This window comes from Saliniradius amylolyticus, from assembly GCF_003143555.1.
Classification (GTDB): Bacteria; Pseudomonadota; Gammaproteobacteria; order Enterobacterales; family Alteromonadaceae; genus Saliniradius; species Saliniradius amylolyticus.
Genome location: NZ_CP029347.1, coordinates 1,660,543 through 1,680,051, shown reverse-complemented (window position 1 = coordinate 1,680,051; position 19,509 = coordinate 1,660,543). Strand labels below are relative to the sequence as shown.

The window sequence follows — 19,509 nt, the reverse complement described above, 5'->3', positions numbered from 1 at the left end:
CGGGTGAAGCGGTCTTATGACCTGACTATTATCGGCGGCGGTATCATAGGTACGGCTCTGGCCTGGCGTCTGAGTCAGCGTTACCCCCGAAAACGTGTAGTATTGTTGGAGAAAGAATCTGAGGTGGCGCTGCATCAGACCGGGCGTAACTCCGGTGTTATTCATGCCGGAGTCTATTATCCGCCTGACAGCTTAAAGGCACGGTATTGTCGTCAGGGGCTGAAGGAAGTTATCGCGTTTTGTCGTCAGCAACAGATTCCTTACGCTCAGCCCGGTAAATTGATCGTCGCCACCAGCGAGCAAGAAGTTCAGCGCCTTGAAAAGCTGTGGTTTCGTTGTCAGGACAATGGCTTGCAGCCGCAGTGGGTGGACGCCTATGAACTTCACCGAATGGAAGCGAACATTAGCGGAAAAGCCGCGATAAGAGTCAAAGATACCGGTATTGTGGATTACGCCCGTGTCGCCCGGCGAATGCTGGAACTGGCGCAGAAAAACGGTGTTGAGGTCCGTTTTTCCGCTCAGGTGCAGGGACTGGATGAAGGAAGCCAGGGTGTCACTGTAAAAACGAATGAAGAGGTCATCCAGACGGAACGGCTGGTGAATTGTGCCGGACTGATGACCGACCGCCTGGCGCGTATGATGGGGCTCGAACCGGATTTTCAGATAATTCCTTTTCGCGGAGAATACTTTCGGTTGCCGAAGCGTCTGAACCAGATCTGTCGGCACCTGATCTATCCGGTGCCGGATCCCTCACTGCCTTTCCTTGGGGTACATCTGACCCGAATGATCGACGGTTCGGTCACGGTGGGGCCTAATGCGGTATTGGCCGCCGGACGAGAAGCTTACCAGTGGCGGCGATTTAGCGGCACGGATTGCATGCAAATGGCCACGTTTGGAGGCTTTTGGCGTTTGATGGGGCGTTACTGGCAAAGTGGTCTTGAAGAGATGAAAAACTCGCTTTGGACATCAGGCTATTTACAACAAGTCCGTAAATACTGCCCGCAAATTCAACGGCGGGACTTGCAACCATACCCCAGCGGTATCCGGGCTCAGGCAGTCAATGCTAAAGGCGAGATGCTGCATGATTTTCACTTTTTGCAGACGGAGCGCAGCCTGCATGTTGGTAACGCGCCGTCACCGGCAGCCACCTCGTCCATTCCTATTGCCGATGCACTGATCCAAAAGCTTGTTGGTGACGGGGAGCAACATTTCTAATATATCGAAAATAAAGACCATGATATTGCAGTTTTGTTCTGTTTAGTAATGGACTTTAATTGAGGGAGTTAGTCATCACGAGGAGGTCCCCATGGGATTATTAGTTGAAGGGCGGTGGCAGGATAAGTGGTACGATACCGATAAGAACGGCGGCAAGTTTAAGCGCCAGGAGTCACAGTTTCGCCATACTGTCAGTGATAACGGTCCCTTCAGGCCGGAGTCAGACCGTTACCATTTGTTCTTGTCTTTGGCGTGTCCCTGGGCTCACCGAGCGTTGATTTTGAGAAAGCTGAAAGGTCTGGAAGCACATATCGATATCTCCATTGTTTCCCCCGACATGCTGGAGAACGGCTGGGAATTCAGTGATTACCCGGGGAGCACTGGCGATAAGCTTTATGGTTTGGATTACATGCATCAGCTGTATACCAAAGCCAAACCCGATTACACAGGACGAGTGACGGTACCCGTGCTTTGGGATAAAGCGAGGCAAACCATCGTTAACAATGAATCGTCCGAGATCGTGCGTATTTTTAATTCCGACTTCAATACTCTCACGGATAACAAGCTGGATTTTTACCCTGCCGAGCTGCAACCAGCCATCGACAAGGTCAACGATTGGGTGTATCACCGCATCAATAATGGCGTTTACAAAACCGGCTTCGCCACGACTCAGGAGGCTTATGAAGAGGCCTTTGGAGAATTATTTGAAGGGTTGGATTATGTGGAGCAGATACTGGCTGAGCAACGCTATCTGGTGAAGGGACAGCTAACAGAAGCCGACTGGCGGCTTTTTACCACCCTGGTGCGCTTCGATCCTGTGTATGTGGGCCACTTTAAATGCAACCGACAGCGGATCGCCGATTATCCAAATCTGTCCAACTACTTGAGAGAGTTGTATCAGCATCCCGGTATTGCAGAAACCGTCAATCTGGATCAGATCAAACGGCATTATTACTACAGCCACACGATGATCAATCCAACTCAAGTCATTCCTAAGGGGCCGGAGTTAGATTGGCAGCGTCCGCATAACCGGGCCGACAAGCCCATTTAACGTCGGCGTCGAATGTAGTCTTGCAGTGGGCCTTTGATACTGTCGAACTTGAGTTTGTATTGCTCGGTGAGCGGAACACTTTCCAGGGTGCGGAATAACTGACGACAGCGAGTGATCATCTGAGGCTCTGGTTTCTCCATCATTTCGAACAGCTTCATCATGCACTGCAACAGGTTGATGGTCACGCCGGTGTTCATAGGGGCGAGCTCCAGCGCCTTGGTAAAGCTTTCGTATGCGGCCTGGTATTGACCGCCTGCGTAGAAGGCGCGACCTTCCTTGCTAAATTTATTGTAGCTGGCCTGCGCCTGGGCTTGCTGGCGCTCGGTGCGGGTGACCAGAAACTGGGTACTGGGATCCTCTGTCAGTTCAGAGTCCTTTATCTGGGCCATTAACCAGTTGCCATGCTCGTATTCACCCAGAGAATAGGCCAGAGTCATCGACTCAGGAGCCAGGTGAATAGGGTAATCATCAAAACGGGTGTCAATGTCTTTCTGAGTTCGAGTGAGTGTCAGCTTGGCGTCCAGCAGTCTTCCATCGAGGACATTGATGCGAGCACCGATTAACTCCTCGAAAATCTCAAAGTCGAAGGCTTCCCGGGTGCGAGTTAACAACTCGTCGCGGCGGTTACGCTCAATGGCTACCATGGCTTCTTGCTGAAGCTTGTTGCGCTGGTTCTTATCATCGGCGTGCTCGGCCTCATCCAGTATACTGCGCACATAATTACACAGGTGGATGACGCTGCGGTGCACAGAGCGCTTGGTCTGACTTAAGATGGCCTGACAGCATTCTTTAGCCAGAGTCCAGTCACCAGCAGCCCGGGCAATTTCGCAGCCCAGAAACTGGCGTTTTAATGACAGCGGTGAGGTGTCGATGGCTTTACGAATATGCTCGATGGCTTGCTCAAAGTCTTCTCTGTTGGAATAGCATTGAGCCAGAATATCCAGTCCGTCGGCGGCAAAAAGACGTTTATTCAGAATGCCGCTGGCTGCATAAATGGCGTCGTTGAGTTTGCCTTGGTTCATATAAGTACGGGCCAGGGCCACGCTCACCCAGGGCAGCGGGGTCGCCTGGCTCTTTTCCAGTGACTTGAGGATAGACAGGGCCTGCTCATTTTGATTCAGTAACCACAGTAGTTCCACCAGCAACATCAGGCAGTATTGCTTGTACTTTTGATTATGCTGAATAAATTCACGGCACAAATCGGCGGCAGCCTGATAATTTTTTTCTGAAATCTGCTTATAGATAGGCAGCAGCGTCTGACGCTTCTGATAGGCTTTACTCAGACGGCTGTTTATCTGTGCCTGAGAAAAAGGCTTGATAATAAAGTCATCGGGGCGTTTTTCCATACTGCCCAGCACCACAGGCCGCTCGCTGTCGGCACTGACCATGATAAACAGGGTGCTGGGACTGATCAGCTTTCGTTCTCTGAGTTCCTCCAACAACTGAAAGCCGTTTTTCTTATCACTGCCCAAATGCAGATCGGCGATCACAATATCGAATTTTTCTTTGCGACAGGAAGAGACCGCCGTTTCACCATTGTTGGCGATCACCACGTTGGTGGCACCCAGGTTGTTCATGACTCCCCGCAGCATAATCAGGAAGGGACGTTGATCGTCCACGATCAGAATACGCTTGTTGTGGTAAGACAATGCCGCCATGCAGAGAGCCTATCTCCTTTAAACCAATTCGTTAATACTTCCCGACCAACGCATCATCTTTCAAAGCGGCAATGAAAGCAAGTCACCGATTTTGTTAAAGGTTTTAAACGCTCATACGATAAACAGGTAGGTGTGTTGGAGAAACGTCATGATTCCGATTATTGACAGTGATATTGAGTTTAGCGGCCAGTTAGGGCAAACCCTGCAACAGGGGCATGGCAGCGAATTCAATTTGATGCTGTCTATGTTGATGGAAGATTGGTTACACCGGCCAAGGATAGAGCCGAGTAGCGACACTCCCGCATCTGACTCTGTACTGGCAGAGTTATCAGTAGCCCCTCAGGCTGCGCTGAAAGCCGAACCAATACACTGGTCCATGGAGGAGAAAACGGGTGAACTGGTCCGCCAGAGCCAGTTAAGCTCGGCCAGGCTATGGTCGGCCATGCACCCTTGCCCGATGTCGCTGCACAATGATCCTAAGCATATCGATGATGAGGTGATGGGCAATATGTCCTACCCGGCTCAACAGCGGCTGAAAGGTCAGGTCGATTCTTCCGAGGTATCTCAGGATGCCACAGGCTTGTATGAGATATTGCAGGATCTCAAGCCTCATTCCGGACTGTCTCAGGCGGCCTAACAGGGTTCGGGTCAGTATTACCGTGCGTGGCAGCGTTTGTATTTAAGGCCGCTACCGCAAAAACAACTCTGGTTGCGTGGCCATTTGACAGGTCCGGAATCCGGGGCAATAACACCATCCCTATAGCGCCACTCACCGTGCTCTACCACAAAGTTGGAGGTTTCCCGTAATTGGCAGAGCTGACCTTGCTCCCGGTAGTACGCGCAAAACTGCACTTGTTCAGGATGGTTTTGTGAGGCCGAAGTGGTGGCCTCAATGCGCAGAGCCAGCCATTGACTGCTCGCAGCCGCTTCTTCCAGTGCCTCGGCGCTCAGGCCCGCTCTTTGGTCTGCACTGTAGGTCTTTAAAATATAATCATAATTCTGGCTGGCATAGGCGCTGTATCGGGAGCGCATCAATGCCTCGGCCGAAGGTGGAGAACACTGCCCCAGAATCAAAGGCTCGCAACAATCAGCGAAGCTTAGCCCAGAGCCGCAATAACACTGCATAATCAATCCGCATGGGTAACAAAGCGCCTTACCATGGACCATAAACCAGGGTGTTGTCCAGATCCGGGCGGCGCAAATTCACCAGTGTAACCTGATATTGTGCCGCTAAGGATTCCAGGCGTTCATAGTCCAGCCACTGCTTAGGTAAATCGTCGGTCAGAATCAGTCGGCATTGGCCGGCAGTGATGATCTTTTCCAGCCACTGTTGAGCATCTTCGGCTTCGGGACGACGAAGGTGCAGGCAATCGGGCTGTGCCAACTTAAGAGTATCCGATAATACAAAGGTCCAGCGTCTGTCGGTTGTGCCTTGTTGGTAAAGCTGAACCAGCCTGCCACCGTCGGTCAGCGATGCTGTTGTTAGCGTGGGAAGCTGTGGGTAGTCAGAATTCAGTTTTACAATTGCCATTATCGTTACCTGTTTGTTTATACAGTATATGGAATACATTAGTACTGTATAAATAAACATGCAAGTGTTTTTTGTGGATTATTTGGGCTGCGAGGATAGCTGTAAAGTGAGGTGCAATCAGAAAGCACAGGCATCTACCCACCGCAGCCGTCGGCAGCAGTGTGAGTTAAAGCAGCACAGTGGGGTTAAATCAGCGTATGTCGTCCGGAAGGCGGCAAATACAGTGAACGATAGAGACTGGAGGCATACTCGTCGGTCATGCCGGAAATATAATCGGCAATAACCCGGTGAGGATTTTGCCCTTCTTTATGGGCTTTTATCCACCGTTGACGGGTGTTGGCAGGTAATAGTTTTTCCGGCTCATCGGTGAGCGCGTCGAACAGTGCCATGACCAGTTGCTGGCCGCGGTATTCTGCGACACGGACAGGCTGAGCACAGATCACCTGTTCAAACACAAAGTGTTTAAATGCCCCCAGAGCTTCGGCATAGGCGTGGGGCAGGGCGGCATTATGACGCAGCAGCGGGCTTTCGAATGCTTCATCGGTGAGGGTGATCTCGGTATGAGTGATAAAGGCGTTTACCAGTGCGCCAATGGCGTTTTTGCGATCATAGTGATTGGGGCTGAAAAGCTGCTCACTTAAATCGGGCAGAAACGCGTTCAGGCTTTTGTCACCAATGTGTTCGATGGGCCCGATCACCGCCTGTTCGAAATCTTGCTTAAGCACGATACCCATCACAATGGCGTCTTCTAAATCGTGGATGCTGTAGGCGATATCGTCGGCCAGCTCCATGATTGAGCAATCAAAGGACTTATAACGGGTTCGTCGGTGGACGTCATCAGGCTGGGTTTGGGTAAATCGGGCTCTGTCGGCATCGCTGAATGGGGTCAGTAACCAATCAAAGACATCGGCGTCATCCTCAAACAGGCCTTTGGGCGGCGAAGCTTCAGATAGCCGTTTGGGAACGGGGCCGGAATTCTCGAGTTGCGACAACAGGGCCGGGTATTTAACCAGCCCCAGCAGAGTGCGGCGGCACAAGTTCATTCCGGCGTCCGGGCTGTAGGGTTCGAGCTTGCTGACAATACGGAAGGTCTGGCCGTTACCCTCAAAGCCACCATAAGCGCGCATCTTGTGATGCAAAGCCGTCTCGCCGCCGTGACCGAAAGGTGGGTGGCCAATGTCATGGGCCAGGCACAGGGCTTCGATGAGATCGTCGCTGAGCGCTAATGTCTGGGTAAGTTCTGGGTATTTGCGCTTCAACAGTTCACCGATGCCATGACCGATTTGGGCTGCCTCCAACGAGTGAGTGAGTCGGGTACGGTGAAAGTCGCTCACCCCGACGCCCAGTACCTGGGTTTTGGCCTGCAGACGCCGAAAAGCGGCAGAGTGCAAGATTCTGGCTTTATCACGATGAAAGGGCGAGCGTAAATCACCGCTTCGAGCGGTTTGTTGGTGACGTCGTTCAAGCCAGGGAGAAGCGGTCATGGTCACTCCTGCGTGATTTCATCCAGACTCAGGGAGAAACTGGGTACATAAACTTGCATAAAATAGTCGACTTCTGGCGACTGGTAGTCCTTGAGGATTTGATCCAGACGTTTCTTAGCCAGCTCAAATTCATGATTACCCGCCGATAGTTCTTCCAGGGTTTTTAAGTAGGCGCAGAGCACATCGGCCGCTTTAACCAAGAAGCGTTCTTGATCGCTGTGATGACTGTTATCGATAAGCCCGGCATAATGATCGCGAAAATCATCCGGGGTCATTTCAATCAGTTTCTGCTCGGCGATGTGTTCGATTTTTTTATATTCTTTCTGAATCGCCGGGTTAAAGTATTTAACCGGGGTAGGCAGATCGCCGGTGAGCACTTCAGACACATCGTGAAACAGCGCCAGGGTAGCGATGCGGTATGGGTCCACATTGCCGCCGAAATGTTTGTTTTTGATCAGCGCCAGGCCATGGGCCACCATGGCCACTTGTAAGCTGTGTTCCTGCACATTTTCCTTGCTGACATTACGCATCAACGGCCAGCGGCTGATCAGCTTCATGCGCGAGAGGTGAGCGAAAAAGTGGCTCTGTGACTGACTCATGGCTAGCTCTGCCGGTAATGGCTGAAGAAGTGTTGAATTTTCTTCATGGCGCTCTGTAACTCTTCGGCATGGGGTAAGAACACCACACGAAAATAACAGCCCTGTTTGAGGTTAAAGGCATTGCCATGGACCAGCAGTACCTTTTCCTGTCGCAGCAGATCCAGCACCATTTGCTCATCGTCCTTGATGCCAAATGCTTTCGCGTCAACCTTGGCAAAACAATACATGGCGCCTTTGGGTTTCACCACTGATAATCCGGGGGTCTGATCCAGCATGCGCCAGGCGATATCCCGCTGCAAACGCAGGCGACCATCGGCTTTAACCAGATCATCAATGCTCTGATAGCCGCCCAGTGCCGTTTGAATGGCGTGCTGGCAGGGCACATTGGCGCTCAGGCGCATGGAGGCCAGCATATCCAGTCCGGCAATGTAATCCCGGCCACGGGCTTTGTCACCGCTGATCATCATCCAGCCGACCCGAAAACCGGCCACCCGATAGTTCTTCGACAGGCCCGACAAAGTTACCAGAAAGACATCATCGGCCAGTGAAGCGGTACTGATGTGTTTGGCCTCATCGTAGAGGATTTTATCGTAGATCTCATCGCTGAAGATGATGAGATCATGCTGGCGCGCCAGTTCAATGATCTCCAACAGCAGCTCTTTGGAGTATACCGCGCCGGTGGGGTTGTTCGGGTTAATTAGCACAATTGCGCGGGTATTGGTGGTGATCTTGGCTTTAATATCGTCGATATCCGGGAACCAACCCGACTGCTCGTCACACACATAATGCACCGGCGTGCCCGAGGACAGGCTGACTGCACCGGTCCACAGCGGATAATCAGGACTGGGGATCAGCACCTCATCGCCGCTATTCAATAAGGCTTGCATGGCCATCACAATGAGTTCACTGACGCCGTTACCGATATAAACATCGTCAATATCGATGTTCTGGATGCCTTTTTGCTGGTAATACTGCATTACCGCCACTCTGGCTGAATAGATGCCCTTGGCATCGCCATAGCCCTGCGCGGTAGGCAGATTGTGGATCACGTCTTTTAAAATGTCGTCCGGCGCATCAAAGCCAAACGGGGCAGGATTGCCGATATTGAGTTTGAGTACCTTGGCGCCCTCGTCCTCCAGACGGCGTGCCTCGGTAAGAACCGGCCCTCGGATGTCGTAGCACACATCCTGTAGCTTGTCGGACTTTTTAATGCTTTTCATGAAGTAACTGGCTGAATCATACATTTCTACAGGCCTATACACTAACCTATGCCTGTCTGTGGGGAAAGTCAGCGGGGCTCACAATGTGTTACAAATGATCACGATTTTTGGCAGTATTTTCAGGCACACTGGGTTTTGTCTGACTTAGACTGATTTACGAGAGCTTATGCCGTTACCTCTGATTTGGGCAGGCGTGGGGCTGGGTGCCTGCGTTGCCGGTTATCATCTGTCCAGACCCGCCAAAACGAAAGCCGGTCTGGCGCTGAAGCCGCGGGATATCCCCGACGGTGCCGTGGTGTACTGTGGTATTTATGGGATGTTTGAGCACTCGGGGATCTGGGTGGAAGGCTCTGTGATTGAACGTCACGGCTGTGGATTGATTAAGGCAGTGGCGCCCCGACGGTTTATCGACAAGCGTAGTGGTTCCACCATTCGTGTGGCCTGCGATAGCCAAGGCAACCCGTTAGCCTGCGAGCAGATCGCCGCTCAAGCGGTGCAGCGTATTTTTGAATACGATGACTATCATTTGCTGGCCCGTAATTGCCATCACTTTGTCAGCCAATGTCTGGGCCATCCAGACAAGGTCATTCTGTTTGGTGAGCTGACCACCGTGCTGCATGACTACTTTGACAGCGAGGTCCGCTGGCGCGAGATCGTGCTGGACTAACCAGGTATTGGCATTACCCGGTTCCGGCCCAGGCGCTTGGCCTCATACAGTTGTTTATCGGCCTGTTCTAATAAATCGCTGCGGCGCATCCCTTTTTGGTATTCGGCCACGCCAAACGAGGCGGTAATACCACTTAAGGTGCGGTTAGCCCGCCTATCTACTACGGTGATCTTTTCCAGCGACTTGCGGATGAGTTCGGCCTGACGAGTAGCCTGTTTCAGACTGCTGTGAGTCATTAAAACGGCAAACTCCTCGCCGCCAAAGCGATAGGGTACGGCATTATCTCGGCACTTTTGTTTCAGCTGTTTAGCAATCGCCTTTAGCACCCGATCACCCATTTGGTGGCCGTAATTATCGTTAACCTCTTTGAAATGGTCGGCATCGATCATAATAAGGCACACGCCGTCTTCTACCTTCATATTATCGAGTTCTTCATCGAGATAGCGACGGTTATAGAGGTCGGTCAGAGCATCATAGAAGGCATCGTGCTGTGTTTCTTCTAGCTTACTGCGTAACTCGGCGATCTCTTTCTCCGCACTGATAAGCGCAGCGCTAAAGTCTAGGGTGGAACGGCGAATCTGTTGGGTTTCCGTGACCATGGTACGCACCAGTTGCATGACCTCATCCATGGACCAGCCCTCTTTCTCCACTTTATCCAGATCGTCCATACAGGAGTCCATGCACTGTTTGAACTCATGAGTATTGTTCTTGGTGTCTGTCAGGGATTGGGACAACTCGATCAACATGGCTTCCAGTGACTGACGCAGCTGCCAGCTACTGACCTCCTGCTCGTCGGCAAAGTGCTTACGGTATAGCTCTTTGGCGTGCACCTTTGACATAGGTCGGCCCGCCTCGGTCATGGCGTCCAACTCGCGGTTTAATTCCGGCTTTTGGTTGGCTGTGTAGGTATACCAGAGCGCGTAGTTCGTTGGTATGGCCGGGATTTTGTGTTTCAGCAACAGAGGAATGGTCTGTTTGAGTACCTGAAAGGATTTATCCAGCTCGTCGCTCACGATGGGTCGTCCAGTGTCTTACTTTACTGACAGCTTACCAGTTAACGGGAAAAGCGACTAGCACCCGGGTACAGATAGCCAAAGCCACTGGCAACCGGCAACCCAGCCAACGAAAATATCGTTGGCAGCGGCAAAGCGATCATCTTAGGCCCCATTTACCCAGTGAGGATGAGACCGTAATTCATTCTGTTCTGACGATGGTGGTTGCTTATGACGGGCTTTGATGGCCTTATTGGCCGCCCGGGCCTTACTTAGACAGGAGGTACGTTGGATGCCTTCAGGATAGTCGTAGCAATCTTTGATTTTTTTATTCTGTATCTGGTGAAGTATGGCTCGGTCAATGCCTTCACCGATAACTTGCAAGGCTGGATCGTCAGCACCAATACTGTGATCGAGTATACCGCCCAACACGGTACAGCCGCTGCAATATAAGACGGTGGATAAAACAAAAAGCAGTTTAAGTCGAGGTGTCATGGCAGCTCCTTTGCGATCAGGCTAAAACCTAGAGACAGGGATTTATACCCTGAGTTCCATATTGTTTCATGGGATAGATGACAGCATGGTTTCAAAGGCCAGCGTAGGGTTCAAGCAAAAGGCTGGATGCCTAAACCTGTTTGAGCTTAATGGCACTCTTGGGCACACAGCAACACGGCAGGATTTCGTCATCGTCGATAAAAGCGAGCGGGTCGGTGGTGTAATCCACTTCACCGTCGACAAGCTTAGTACGGCAGGCGCCGCAAAAGCCTTCCCGACAGTGAAAGTGGACTTCCAGGTCGTTGGACTCCATGGCTTCGAGTACCGTTTTGTCCTTAGGGCACTCGAAGGCCGGTTGTTCATTCACCTGAATCATAAACACGTCATCCTTACTGTGACTCATGGGCTTTAGAGATCGAAGTCTCCAAAGTCATCGCTGCTGACTTCGCTGTCGATCTGACCCACCAGATAGGAGCTGATTTCCGCTTCCTGAGGCGCTACCTGCACATTATCTGAGTTCAGGTAGTTGTTCATCCAGGGCAGGGGGTTGGATTTGATATCAAAGGGAGCCTCGAAGCCGATGGCCATCATGCGCTGATTGGCAATAAACTCGACGTACTGGCAGAGGATGTCCTTGTTCAGGCCGATCATGGAGCCGTACTGGAACAGATACTCGGCCCATTGCTTTTCCTGCTCGACGGCAGTCATGAAGATCTGCCGGGCTTCCTCTTTACACTCCTCGGCGACTTCGGCCATTTCCGGGTCGTCTTTGCCCTTGGCCCAAAGGTTGAGGATATGCTGGGTTGAGGTGAGGTGCAGGTTCTCATCCCGTGCGATCAGCTTAATCAGCTTGGAATTGCCTTCCATCAGTTTGCGTTCGGCAAAGGCGAAGGTACAGGCAAAGGAGACATAGAAGCGAATGGCTTCCAAGGCATTAACCGAGTTCATGCACAGGTAGAGCTTTTTCTTAAGCTCGCGCTGATTGATGACATGAGTCTCGCCGTCGACGGTGTGGGTGCCTTCACCTTGTGTTTGCCAAAGTTGGGTGGCGAAGATGAGATCGTCGTAGTAACGGGAGATATCGGTGGCACGACGTTTAATCTCATCATTTTGCACGATGTCTTCAAACACCGAGCTGGGATCGTCAAACAGATTGCGCAGAATATGGGTGTAGGAGCGCGAGTGGATGGTCTCGAAGAAGGACCAGGTCTCAATCCAGGTTTCCAGCTCTGGCAGCGACACGATGGGCAGCAGGGCGATATTAGGACTGCGACCCTGTACCGAGTCCAGCAGCGTCTGGTATTTCAGATTGGACACGAAGATGTGTTTTTCTTGCTCGGACAGCTTCTGGAAGTCCATACGATCGCGGCTGACGTCCACTTCTTCAGGACGCCAGAAGAAGCTTATCTGCTTTTCGATCAGCTTCTCGAAGATGCTGTGTTTTTGTTGATCATAACGGGCCACATTGACCGGGTTGCCGAAAAACATCGGCTCGGCAAGAGGATCAATGGAGTGCTGATTAAAGGTGGTATATTTCATAGGTTTTTTAATACTCGAAATGCAACACAATAAGGGGCGGCTTATCGCCGCCCCGAATATTAGATTTTGCAGGCACCGCCGGCGCAGTCGTCATCTTCTTCGACCACGACTTCGGCTTCTTTTTCCTTGGGTGCCTGGCTACCGGCAATCAGGTCATTCTGGTCGTCTTTCGCACCGTCACGAGTGTTGTGGTAGTAAGCGGTCTTCACCCCAAGCTTGTAGGCGGTCAGCATGTCTTTAAGCAACAGCTTCATGGGCACCTTGCCACCGTCGTATTTGCTGGGGTCATAATTAGTGTTAGCGGAGATGGTCTGGTCCACAAACTTCTGCATGATGCCCACCAGTTGCAGATAGCCATCGTTGGAGGGGATGTCCCACAACAGCTCATAGGCGTCTTTGAGATTTTCGTAATCTGGAACCACCTGTTTCAGCACACCATCCTTACTGCTCTTCACACTAATGTGGCCGCGAGGTGGCTCGATGCCATTGGTGGCGTTAGAAATCTGTGATGAGGTTTCCGACGGCATCAGAGCTGACAAGGTAGAGTTACGCAGACCGTGTTCAACAATGTCTTTGCGCAGACCTTCCCAGTCCAGATGCAGCGGCTCATTACAGACCGAATCCAAATCCTTTTTGTAAGTATCTACAGGTAGGATGCCTTGTGAGTAGGTGGTCTCATCAAATTTCGGGCATTTGCCTTTCTCTTTCGCCAGATTGTTTGAGGCTTTGAGAAGGTAATACTGCATCGCCTCAAACGTCTTGTGTACCAGGCCGTTGGCGCTGCCATCGGAGTATTTCACGCCGTGCTTAGCCAGGTAATAGGCAAAGTTAATTACGCCAATCCCCAGGGTGCGGCGACCCATGGTGGCATTATAGGCAGCAGGGACCGGGTAGTCCTGGTAATCCAGCAGACTATCCAGAGCGCGGACCGCCAGATCGGCCATTTCTTCAAAATCATCCAAGCTTTCGATCTTGCCCAGATTGAAGGCCGACAGAGTGCAAAGGGCAATCTCGCCGTTTTCGTCGTTCACGTGCTCCAGCGGTTTAGTGGGCAGGGCAATTTCCAGACACAGGTTGCTCTGGCGTACCGGAGCCACCTTGGCATCGAAAGGACTGTGTGTATTGCAGTGATCCACATTCTGCAGATAAATGCGGCCGGTACTGGCTCGCTCCTGCATAAACAGGCTGAATAGCTCAATGGCGCGAATGGTCTTCTTGCGAATGCTGGGATCATTTTCGTACTGAACATAGAGCTGTTCAAATTTGTCCTGATCCTGGAAGAAGGCATCATACAGCCCAGGTACGTCCGAGGGGCTGAATAAAGTGATGTCTTGATCCTTGATCAGACGCTGATACATCAGCTTATTAAACTGTACGCCGTAGTCCAGGTGCCGTACCCGGTTTTCCTCCACGCCGCGGTTGTTTTTCAGCACCATCAGCGACTCCACTTCCAGGTGCCATAGCGGATAGAACAGGGTAGCAGCGCCACCGCGCACACCGCCCTGAGAGCAACTTTTAACCGCGGTTTGGAAGTACTTGTAAAACGGGATACAGCCGGTATGGAAAGCCTCGCCGCCGCGAATGGGGCTACCCAGAGCGCGGATACGACCGGCGTTAACGCCAATGCCAGCACGTTGACTGACGTATTTAACAATGGCGCTGGCAGTCGCGTTAATGGAATCCAGGCTATCACCGGTTTCGATCAAGACACAGGAACTGAATTGCCGCGTTGGTGTGCGCACACCCGACATAATAGGCGTGGGCAGGGAAATCTTGAACTGGGATACCGCATCATAGAAACGCTTGATGTAGCTCAGTCGGGTATCCTTGGGATAGTTGGCGAACAGGCACGCGGCGACCAACATATACAGAAACTGTGCACTCTCGTAGATATCACCGGTGACCCGGTTTTGTACCAAATACTTGCCTTCCAGCTGTTTAACGGCGGCATAGCTGAAGTTCATATCACGCCAGTGATCGATGTATTCACCAAGCTGATCCAACTCATCTTTACTGTAGTCCTGCAACAGATGGGGATCATACTTACCCAGCTCCACCATTTTCACTACCTGCTCGTACAGCTTAGGCGGTTCAAACTGCCCATATGCTTTTTTACGCAGGTGGAAGATGGCTAGTCGTGCAGCCAGATACTGATAGTCAGGCGCATCCTTGGAAATTAAATCCGCGGCTGATTTGATCAGAGTTTCGTGAATGTCGGCAGTCTTGATACCGTCATAAAACTGAATATGGGCTTTTATCTCCACCTGAGAGACAGACACATTGTTCAGGCCTTTGGCTGCCCAGGTGATGACTTTATGAATTTTGTCCAGATCCAGTGGCTCGGTTTCGCCGCAGCGCTTGGTAACGAGAATGTTGTTGTTCATGCTAGTCGCCGTTTATTGTTATTAGCTTGCTCCGTCTGGGAAACGGAACAAAAAATCAAAGTGAGAACAGCTCGTTGCCGCAATCAACCGGAGCAAGATGAAACGATTGAAGTCCCTGGCAACTGGTGACACAAGATAGTGAGGTTTTAGGGAATGTGCAACCCAATATATGGTGTTTAAATGGTCAGTCAGACACAAGATGTATTTGAGTTAGTATCGACTCACGCAGCAATCTCGGTGTTATCGCCAGTGTGTAAAATGCAAGGCTTTTTTAGGGAGGAATTTCTCTATAAATTTTTTGATTCTAAAAATACGCTAGTTATTATAATACGATATATAGTGGTTGCTTCATTATTATGTCACAAGATGTGGGTATTTTTTCGTCAGGGAACCAACCACGCCAACAATGCCTCTGGGTGCGTAATCCGGTAATCCGCCGGCCACTGTTGGGGATTCTCATTAGGGTGGATATAACCGTACTCAGCCAAAATGGCGATCATGCCCGCCCCGAGAGCAGCATCAATATCCCGTCGGGCATCACCGATATACCAGCAATGGCGGGACACCACCTCCAACTTCTCGGCTGCATAGGTTAACGGTAATGGGTCTGGCTTACGCCTTGGCAGGCTATCACCGCAAAGAATGATGTCGGCGGCAGACAAAACCGGAAAATGCTTTAGCAGCTTTTCGGTGAGCGTCTGGGGTTTATTGGTAACAATTCCCCAGGGTATGCCTTGTTGAGTCAATGTACTGATCACGGCTTCTATACCGTCATATAAACGCGTATGACGGCAGATGGCGGTGGCATACAAATCCAAAAACTGTTGCCGCAGACTTGCTTGCCCCAGGTCGGGCAGGTGCTCTCCAAAGCCCAGTGTCAGCATCCCTTTAGCACCGTGGGAGGCGATCAACCGATAATCCTCAGCCTTGGCTGGTGGACGCTGATACGCTTTTAGCAACTGGTTTAGGGCCGTGCCCATATCATCGGCGGTATCCAATAAGGTGCCGTCTAAGTCAAACAATAGCGCCTGTGGCCTGGCTGGAAACGAGTCTGTCATTAATCAGGCCCGGCAGTGCAGCAGGTAGTTCACATCCACATTGCTGTCCGACAGGTAGTACTGGCCGGTTAACGGATTCATATGCAAGCCCTCCATTTTTTGTGCCTGCAACGGAGTACTGTCCAGCCAGTGTAATAGTTCAGAAGGCTTGATAAATTTGCCGTGTTCATGCGTTCCCTTAGGCACTAATCCCAGCACATACTCGGCACCGACAATGGCCATCAGATAGGATTTAATATTGCGGTTAAGGGTTGAGAAAAACACATGGCCCCCTGGCTTGACCAGCTTGGTGCAAGCCCTGACCACAGATTCAGGGTCGGGCACATGTTCTAACATTTCCAGACAGGTTATCACTTCAAACTGCCCGGCGTTGTCTTCGGCATAAGCTTCCGCGGTGGTAGCGTGATAGTTGATATCCAGCTGCGATTCCAGTGCATGTAGGCGCGCAACACTTAATGACTCCTCAGCCATATCGATACCCGTTACCTTAGCGCCAAGTCTGGTCATGGCCTCACACAAAAGGCCGCCACCACAACCAACATCCAGCACTGTTTTATCGAACAGACCGCCACTTTGACTGGCGATAAAATCTACTCTCAGCGGATTGATTTGGTGCAAGGGTTTGAACTCACCCTCTGGATCCCACCAACGGCTGGCGATGGCAGAAAATTTATCTATTTCGTTTCGATCAACGTTCTGGTTGGCCTCTGTGGTCATGGTCTGCTCACTACTGAAAAATCTGACCGGCAGTATAAATAGTTGAGCAAAAACGGACTAGGCCTAAATGGACTTATCTACTCAGTCAGTGGCTATTTATTTGCAAAGGATGGTGGTAGAATCGGGCGATTGTATAAGGGCGCAGAATCTACTCTGCGCTGCCGGTTCGGTTGCGGCGAAAGGCATCCCGATATTCGCCCGCTGATTCTAATAAGAACAAAGGGACAACGCAGTATATGACTGAGCGCGCCAAAGAAATACTCCCCATTAATATTGAGGAAGAGCTGAAGAACTCTTACCTGGATTACGCCATGAGTGTAATCGTCGGGCGAGCGCTGCCCGACGTTCGTGATGGTCTTAAACCAGTGCACCGCCGTGTGCTGTTCGCCATGCACGAACTCAAAAATGATTTTAACAAGCCATACAAAAAATCGGCCCGTGTGGTCGGGGATGTTATCGGTAAGTACCATCCCCATGGTGACTCGGCGGTTTATGACACCATTGTGCGTATGGCTCAGTCGTTCTCCCTGCGTTATATGCTGGTGGACGGGCAGGGGAACTTTGGCTCAGTGGATGGCGATTCGGCCGCGGCCATGCGTTATACCGAAGTTCGCATGGCCAAGATTGCCGGTGAACTGCTGGCGGATCTGGAAAAAGAAACCGTCGACTATGTGCCTAACTACGACAACACCGAGCAGATCCCCGATGTGCTGCCTACTAAGGTGCCAAACCTTTTGGTCAATGGCTCTTCTGGTATTGCCGTGGGTATGGCCACTAATATCCCGCCACATAACCTGACCGAGGTGGTGAACGGCTGTATCGAATTGATTAAGAATCCGGATATCAGCATCGAAGAACTGATCCAGTTCATCCCGGGTCCGGATTTCCCCACTGCGGCTACTATCAGCGGCCGGAAAGGCATCGAAGAGGCCTATCGAACGGGGCGAGGCAAGATTTACCTGCGCGCCAAGGCTGATATCGAATGCGACGACAATGGTAAAGAAACCATTATTGTCACCGAGATCCCTTATCAGGTGAATAAGGCACGTCTGATCGAGAAGATCGCCGAGCTGGTTAAAGAAAAACGTGTTGAGGGCGTCTCCGCGTTGCGTGACGAATCCGACAAAGACGGTATGCGTATCGTTATTGAGGTGAAACGCAACGAGTCGGCCGAAGTTCTGCTGAACCATCTGTATGCCAATACTCAGTTACAGACAGTATTTGGCATCAATATGGTCGCGCTGGAAAACAACCAGCCTAAGGTGTTCACCCTCAAAGAGATGCTGGAAGCCTTTATTCTGCATCGCCGTGAAGTCGTGACTCGTCGTACCGTGTTCGACCTGCGTAAAGCGCGCGATCGGGCCCATATCCTCGAAGGCCTGGCGATTGCACTGGCTAATATCGATCCTATTATCGAATTGATTAAGGCTTCACCCAGCCCGGCGGATGCCAAAGAAGGCTTAGTGTCTCGTGGCTGGCAATTAGGCCATGTGACCGACATGCTGGAGCGTGCCGGTGTGGATGCGGCCCGTCCCGATTGGCTGGCGCCGGAATACGGCATTCGCGACGGCGAGTATTACCTGACCGAGCAACAGGCTCAGGCGATTCTGGAACTGCGCCTGCACAAACTGACCGGTTTAGAACATGAGAAGATTCTGGGCGAGTATAAAGAGCTGTTGGATCTGATCGCGGAGCTGATCCATATCTTGGAAAGTCCCGAGCGCTTGATGGAAGTCATTCGCGAAGAGTTGGAGAAAATCCGCGCCGAATACGGTGATGAGCGCCGCACCGAAATCACCGCTGCCAGCCATGAGATCGACATGGAAGATCTGATCGACTCTGAAGACGTGGTGGTGACCCTGTCCCATGAAGGGTATGTTAAGTATCAGAAGCTGGGCGAATATGAAGCCCAGCGCCGGGGTGGTAAGGGCAAAGCAGCCACGAAGATGAAGGACGAGGACTTTATTAATCGCCTTCTGATCGCCAATACCCATGACTATATTCTGTGCTTCTCCAGTCGCGGCCGTCTGTATTGGATCAAGACGTATCAATTGCCTCTGGCCAGCCGTAATGCGCGTGGCAAACCGATCGTCAACATACTGCCGTTGGAAGACAACGAACGCATTACGGCCATGCTGCCTATCCGCGAGTTTGTGGAAGACAAATTCGTCTTTATGGCGACGGCCCACGGCACGGTGAAAAAGACCGATCTGACACAGTACTCTCGTCCTCGGGCCAGTGGCATTATCGCCGTGAACCTCAATGACGGCGATGAATTGATTGGCGTTGCATTGACCGGCGGCGACAGTGAGATCATGCTGTTCTCCGATGCCGGCAAGGTGGTGCGCTTCCCTGAGGATCAAGTGCGCTCTATGGGCCGAACGGCCACTGGGGTTCGGGGCATTAAGCTGGAAGACGATCAGAAAGTGGTATCGCTGATCGTGCCGGAAGGCGAGGGTGAGGTGCTCACCGCCACCGAAAATGGTTTTGGTAAGCGTACTTCTCTGGCTGAGTATCCCACTAAGAGCCGTGGCACCAAGGGCGTCGTGTCCATCAAGGTAACCGAACGTAACGGTGACGTGGTGGGGGCCGTCCAGGTGAACGAGTTTGACGAAATCATGCTGATTTCCAATCAGGGCACCCTAGTACGTACCCGGGTGAACGAAGTCTCCAGTGTGGGTCGTAATACTCAGGGTGTGCGTCTGATTCGTACTGCCGACGGTGAGTTTGTGGTAGGACTGCAACGCATCGAGGAAGTGGACGAAGAACAATTAGAAGACGGGCAAGAGTCCGCTGCAGAAACCGGCGATAATGGCGCCGAAGGTATCACCACGACAGAAGAGTGAGCCGGCGCAGCCTCAGGCTGCGCTTCTGTAATTGATAACGAGCGGCGCTTTGG

18 protein-coding genes are annotated in these 19,509 nt (G+C 51.6%); 5 read left to right on the top strand and 13 right to left on the bottom strand.

What is annotated here, in order from left to right:
- The first annotated feature begins 3 nt into the window (after nt 1-3).
- Nucleotides 4-1,215, top strand: a complete 1,212-nt coding sequence (gene lhgO, locus HMF8227_RS07885) for an L-2-hydroxyglutarate oxidase (protein WP_109339663.1) — start codon at nt 4-6, stop codon at nt 1,213-1,215.
- Nucleotides 1,216-1,306: 91 nt separating this feature from the next.
- Nucleotides 1,307-2,266 (top strand): glutathione S-transferase family protein, encoded by a 960-nt coding sequence (locus HMF8227_RS07880; protein WP_109339662.1) that lies wholly within the window; start codon nt 1,307-1,309, stop codon nt 2,264-2,266.
- Here the strand turns inward: HMF8227_RS07880 and HMF8227_RS07875 are convergent.
- Nucleotides 2,263-3,924, bottom strand: a complete 1,662-nt coding sequence (locus HMF8227_RS07875; RefSeq protein ID WP_109339661.1) for a response regulator — start codon at nt 3,922-3,924, stop codon at nt 2,263-2,265. The two genes, HMF8227_RS07880 and HMF8227_RS07875, sit on opposite strands and share 4 nt — an antisense overlap.
- A gap of 148 nt (nt 3,925-4,072) precedes the next feature.
- Here HMF8227_RS07875 and HMF8227_RS07870 point away from each other — a divergent pair, with 148 nt between their 5' ends.
- Entirely contained in the window at nt 4,073-4,561 is a 489-nt protein-coding gene (locus HMF8227_RS07870; RefSeq protein WP_109339660.1) for a VC2046/SO_2500 family protein, read from the top strand.
- 17 nt (nt 4,562-4,578) lie between these two features.
- On the opposite strand, the gene HMF8227_RS07865 is transcribed toward HMF8227_RS07870, so the two are convergent.
- The 5 genes from HMF8227_RS07865 to HMF8227_RS07845 all read right to left on the bottom strand — a co-directional run bounded on the left by HMF8227_RS07865 (nt 4,579) and on the right by HMF8227_RS07845 (nt 8,758).
- Complete coding sequence (locus HMF8227_RS07865) at nt 4,579-5,049, bottom strand: YchJ family protein (protein ID WP_162558546.1); 471 nt, start codon at nt 5,047-5,049, stop codon at nt 4,579-4,581.
- Nucleotides 5,050-5,077: 28 nt separating this feature from the next.
- Nucleotides 5,078-5,455, bottom strand: coding sequence for a hypothetical protein (locus tag HMF8227_RS07860; RefSeq protein WP_109339658.1), 378 nt, complete (start codon nt 5,453-5,455; stop codon nt 5,078-5,080).
- 185 nt (nt 5,456-5,640) lie between these two features.
- Complete coding sequence (locus tag HMF8227_RS07855) at nt 5,641-6,939, bottom strand: anti-phage deoxyguanosine triphosphatase (protein WP_109339657.1); 1,299 nt, start codon at nt 6,937-6,939, stop codon at nt 5,641-5,643.
- 2 nt (nt 6,940-6,941) lie between these two features.
- Nucleotides 6,942-7,538 carry a 5'-deoxynucleotidase gene (gene yfbR / locus HMF8227_RS07850; protein WP_109339656.1) on the bottom strand — a complete coding sequence of 199 codons (597 nt, stop codon included), beginning with the start codon at nt 7,536-7,538 and terminating at the stop codon, nt 6,942-6,944.
- 2 nt (nt 7,539-7,540) lie between these two features.
- Entirely contained in the window at nt 7,541-8,758 is a 1,218-nt protein-coding gene (locus tag HMF8227_RS07845; protein WP_109341043.1) for a pyridoxal phosphate-dependent aminotransferase, read from the bottom strand.
- A 166-nt stretch (nt 8,759-8,924) separates the two neighbouring features.
- Here HMF8227_RS07845 and HMF8227_RS07840 point away from each other — a divergent pair, with 166 nt between their 5' ends.
- The gene (locus tag HMF8227_RS07840) at nt 8,925-9,425 is read left to right on the top strand and encodes a lecithin retinol acyltransferase family protein (protein WP_109339655.1); all 501 of its coding nucleotides are present in this window, start codon (nt 8,925-8,927) and stop codon (nt 9,423-9,425) included.
- Here HMF8227_RS07840 and HMF8227_RS07835 read toward each other — a convergent pair.
- From HMF8227_RS07835 to ubiG, 7 genes are all read right to left on the bottom strand, one after another.
- Nucleotides 9,422-10,438, bottom strand: a complete 1,017-nt coding sequence (locus HMF8227_RS07835) for a GGDEF domain-containing protein (protein WP_338056561.1) — start codon at nt 10,436-10,438, stop codon at nt 9,422-9,424. The genes HMF8227_RS07840 and HMF8227_RS07835 overlap by 4 nt on opposite strands.
- 144 nt (nt 10,439-10,582) lie before the next feature.
- A complete protein-coding gene (locus HMF8227_RS07830) occupies nt 10,583-10,912 on the bottom strand; it encodes a hypothetical protein (RefSeq protein WP_109339653.1) in 330 nt (109 codons plus the stop codon).
- Nucleotides 10,913-11,042: 130 nt separating this feature from the next.
- Complete coding sequence (yfaE, locus tag HMF8227_RS07825; RefSeq protein ID WP_109339652.1) at nt 11,043-11,315, bottom strand: class I ribonucleotide reductase maintenance protein YfaE; 273 nt, start codon at nt 11,313-11,315, stop codon at nt 11,043-11,045.
- 5 nt (nt 11,316-11,320) lie between these two features.
- Complete coding sequence (nrdB, locus tag HMF8227_RS07820) at nt 11,321-12,451, bottom strand: class Ia ribonucleoside-diphosphate reductase subunit beta (RefSeq protein ID WP_109339651.1); 1,131 nt, start codon at nt 12,449-12,451, stop codon at nt 11,321-11,323.
- Nucleotides 12,452-12,510: 59 nt separating this feature from the next.
- Complete coding sequence (nrdA, locus tag HMF8227_RS07815) at nt 12,511-14,835, bottom strand: class 1a ribonucleoside-diphosphate reductase subunit alpha (protein ID WP_109339650.1); 2,325 nt, start codon at nt 14,833-14,835, stop codon at nt 12,511-12,513.
- 383 nt (nt 14,836-15,218) lie between these two features.
- Nucleotides 15,219-15,893 (bottom strand): HAD family hydrolase, encoded by a 675-nt coding sequence (locus HMF8227_RS07810; RefSeq protein WP_109339649.1) that lies wholly within the window; start codon nt 15,891-15,893, stop codon nt 15,219-15,221.
- A gap of 3 nt (nt 15,894-15,896) precedes the next feature.
- Nucleotides 15,897-16,610 carry a bifunctional 2-polyprenyl-6-hydroxyphenol methylase/3-demethylubiquinol 3-O-methyltransferase UbiG gene (ubiG, locus tag HMF8227_RS07805; RefSeq protein ID WP_109339648.1) on the bottom strand — a complete coding sequence of 238 codons (714 nt, stop codon included), beginning with the start codon at nt 16,608-16,610 and terminating at the stop codon, nt 15,897-15,899.
- A 236-nt stretch (nt 16,611-16,846) separates the two neighbouring features.
- Between ubiG and gyrA the strand changes: the two genes are divergently transcribed.
- Nucleotides 16,847-19,456, top strand: coding sequence for a DNA topoisomerase (ATP-hydrolyzing) subunit A (gyrA, locus tag HMF8227_RS07800; protein ID WP_109339647.1), 2,610 nt, complete (start codon nt 16,847-16,849; stop codon nt 19,454-19,456).
- The last annotated feature ends 53 nt before the right edge of the window (nt 19,457-19,509 follow it).

Coding starts and splice junctions, on each gene's coding strand:
- HMF8227_RS07830 (WP_109339653.1), bottom strand. CDS start 10,912: ATGACACCTCGACTTAAACTGCTTTTTGTTTTATCCACCGTCTTATAT.
- HMF8227_RS07810 (WP_109339649.1), bottom strand. CDS start 15,893: ATGACAGACTCGTTTCCAGCCAGGCCACAGGCGCTATTGTTTGACTTA.
- HMF8227_RS07875 (WP_109339661.1), bottom strand. CDS start 3,924: ATGGCGGCATTGTCTTACCACAACAAGCGTATTCTGATCGTGGACGAT.
- HMF8227_RS07880 (WP_109339662.1), top strand. CDS start 1,307: ATGGGATTATTAGTTGAAGGGCGGTGGCAGGATAAGTGGTACGATACC.
- HMF8227_RS07870 (WP_109339660.1), top strand. CDS start 4,073: ATGATTCCGATTATTGACAGTGATATTGAGTTTAGCGGCCAGTTAGGG.
- HMF8227_RS07845 (WP_109341043.1), bottom strand. CDS start 8,758: ATGAAAAGCATTAAAAAGTCCGACAAGCTACAGGATGTGTGCTACGAC.
- HMF8227_RS07865 (WP_162558546.1), bottom strand. CDS start 5,049: ATGCAGTGTTATTGCGGCTCTGGGCTAAGCTTCGCTGATTGTTGCGAG.
- HMF8227_RS07855 (WP_109339657.1), bottom strand. CDS start 6,939: ATGACCGCTTCTCCCTGGCTTGAACGACGTCACCAACAAACCGCTCGA.
- HMF8227_RS07840 (WP_109339655.1), top strand. CDS start 8,925: ATGCCGTTACCTCTGATTTGGGCAGGCGTGGGGCTGGGTGCCTGCGTT.
- nrdB (WP_109339651.1), bottom strand. CDS start 12,451: ATGAAATATACCACCTTTAATCAGCACTCCATTGATCCTCTTGCCGAG.
- ubiG (WP_109339648.1), bottom strand. CDS start 16,610: ATGACCACAGAGGCCAACCAGAACGTTGATCGAAACGAAATAGATAAA.
- nrdA (WP_109339650.1), bottom strand. CDS start 14,835: ATGAACAACAACATTCTCGTTACCAAGCGCTGCGGCGAAACCGAGCCA.
- HMF8227_RS07860 (WP_109339658.1), bottom strand. CDS start 5,455: ATGGCAATTGTAAAACTGAATTCTGACTACCCACAGCTTCCCACGCTA.
- yfaE (WP_109339652.1), bottom strand. CDS start 11,315: ATGAGTCACAGTAAGGATGACGTGTTTATGATTCAGGTGAATGAACAA.
- yfbR (WP_109339656.1), bottom strand. CDS start 7,538: ATGAGTCAGTCACAGAGCCACTTTTTCGCTCACCTCTCGCGCATGAAG.
- gyrA (WP_109339647.1), top strand. CDS start 16,847: ATGACTGAGCGCGCCAAAGAAATACTCCCCATTAATATTGAGGAAGAG.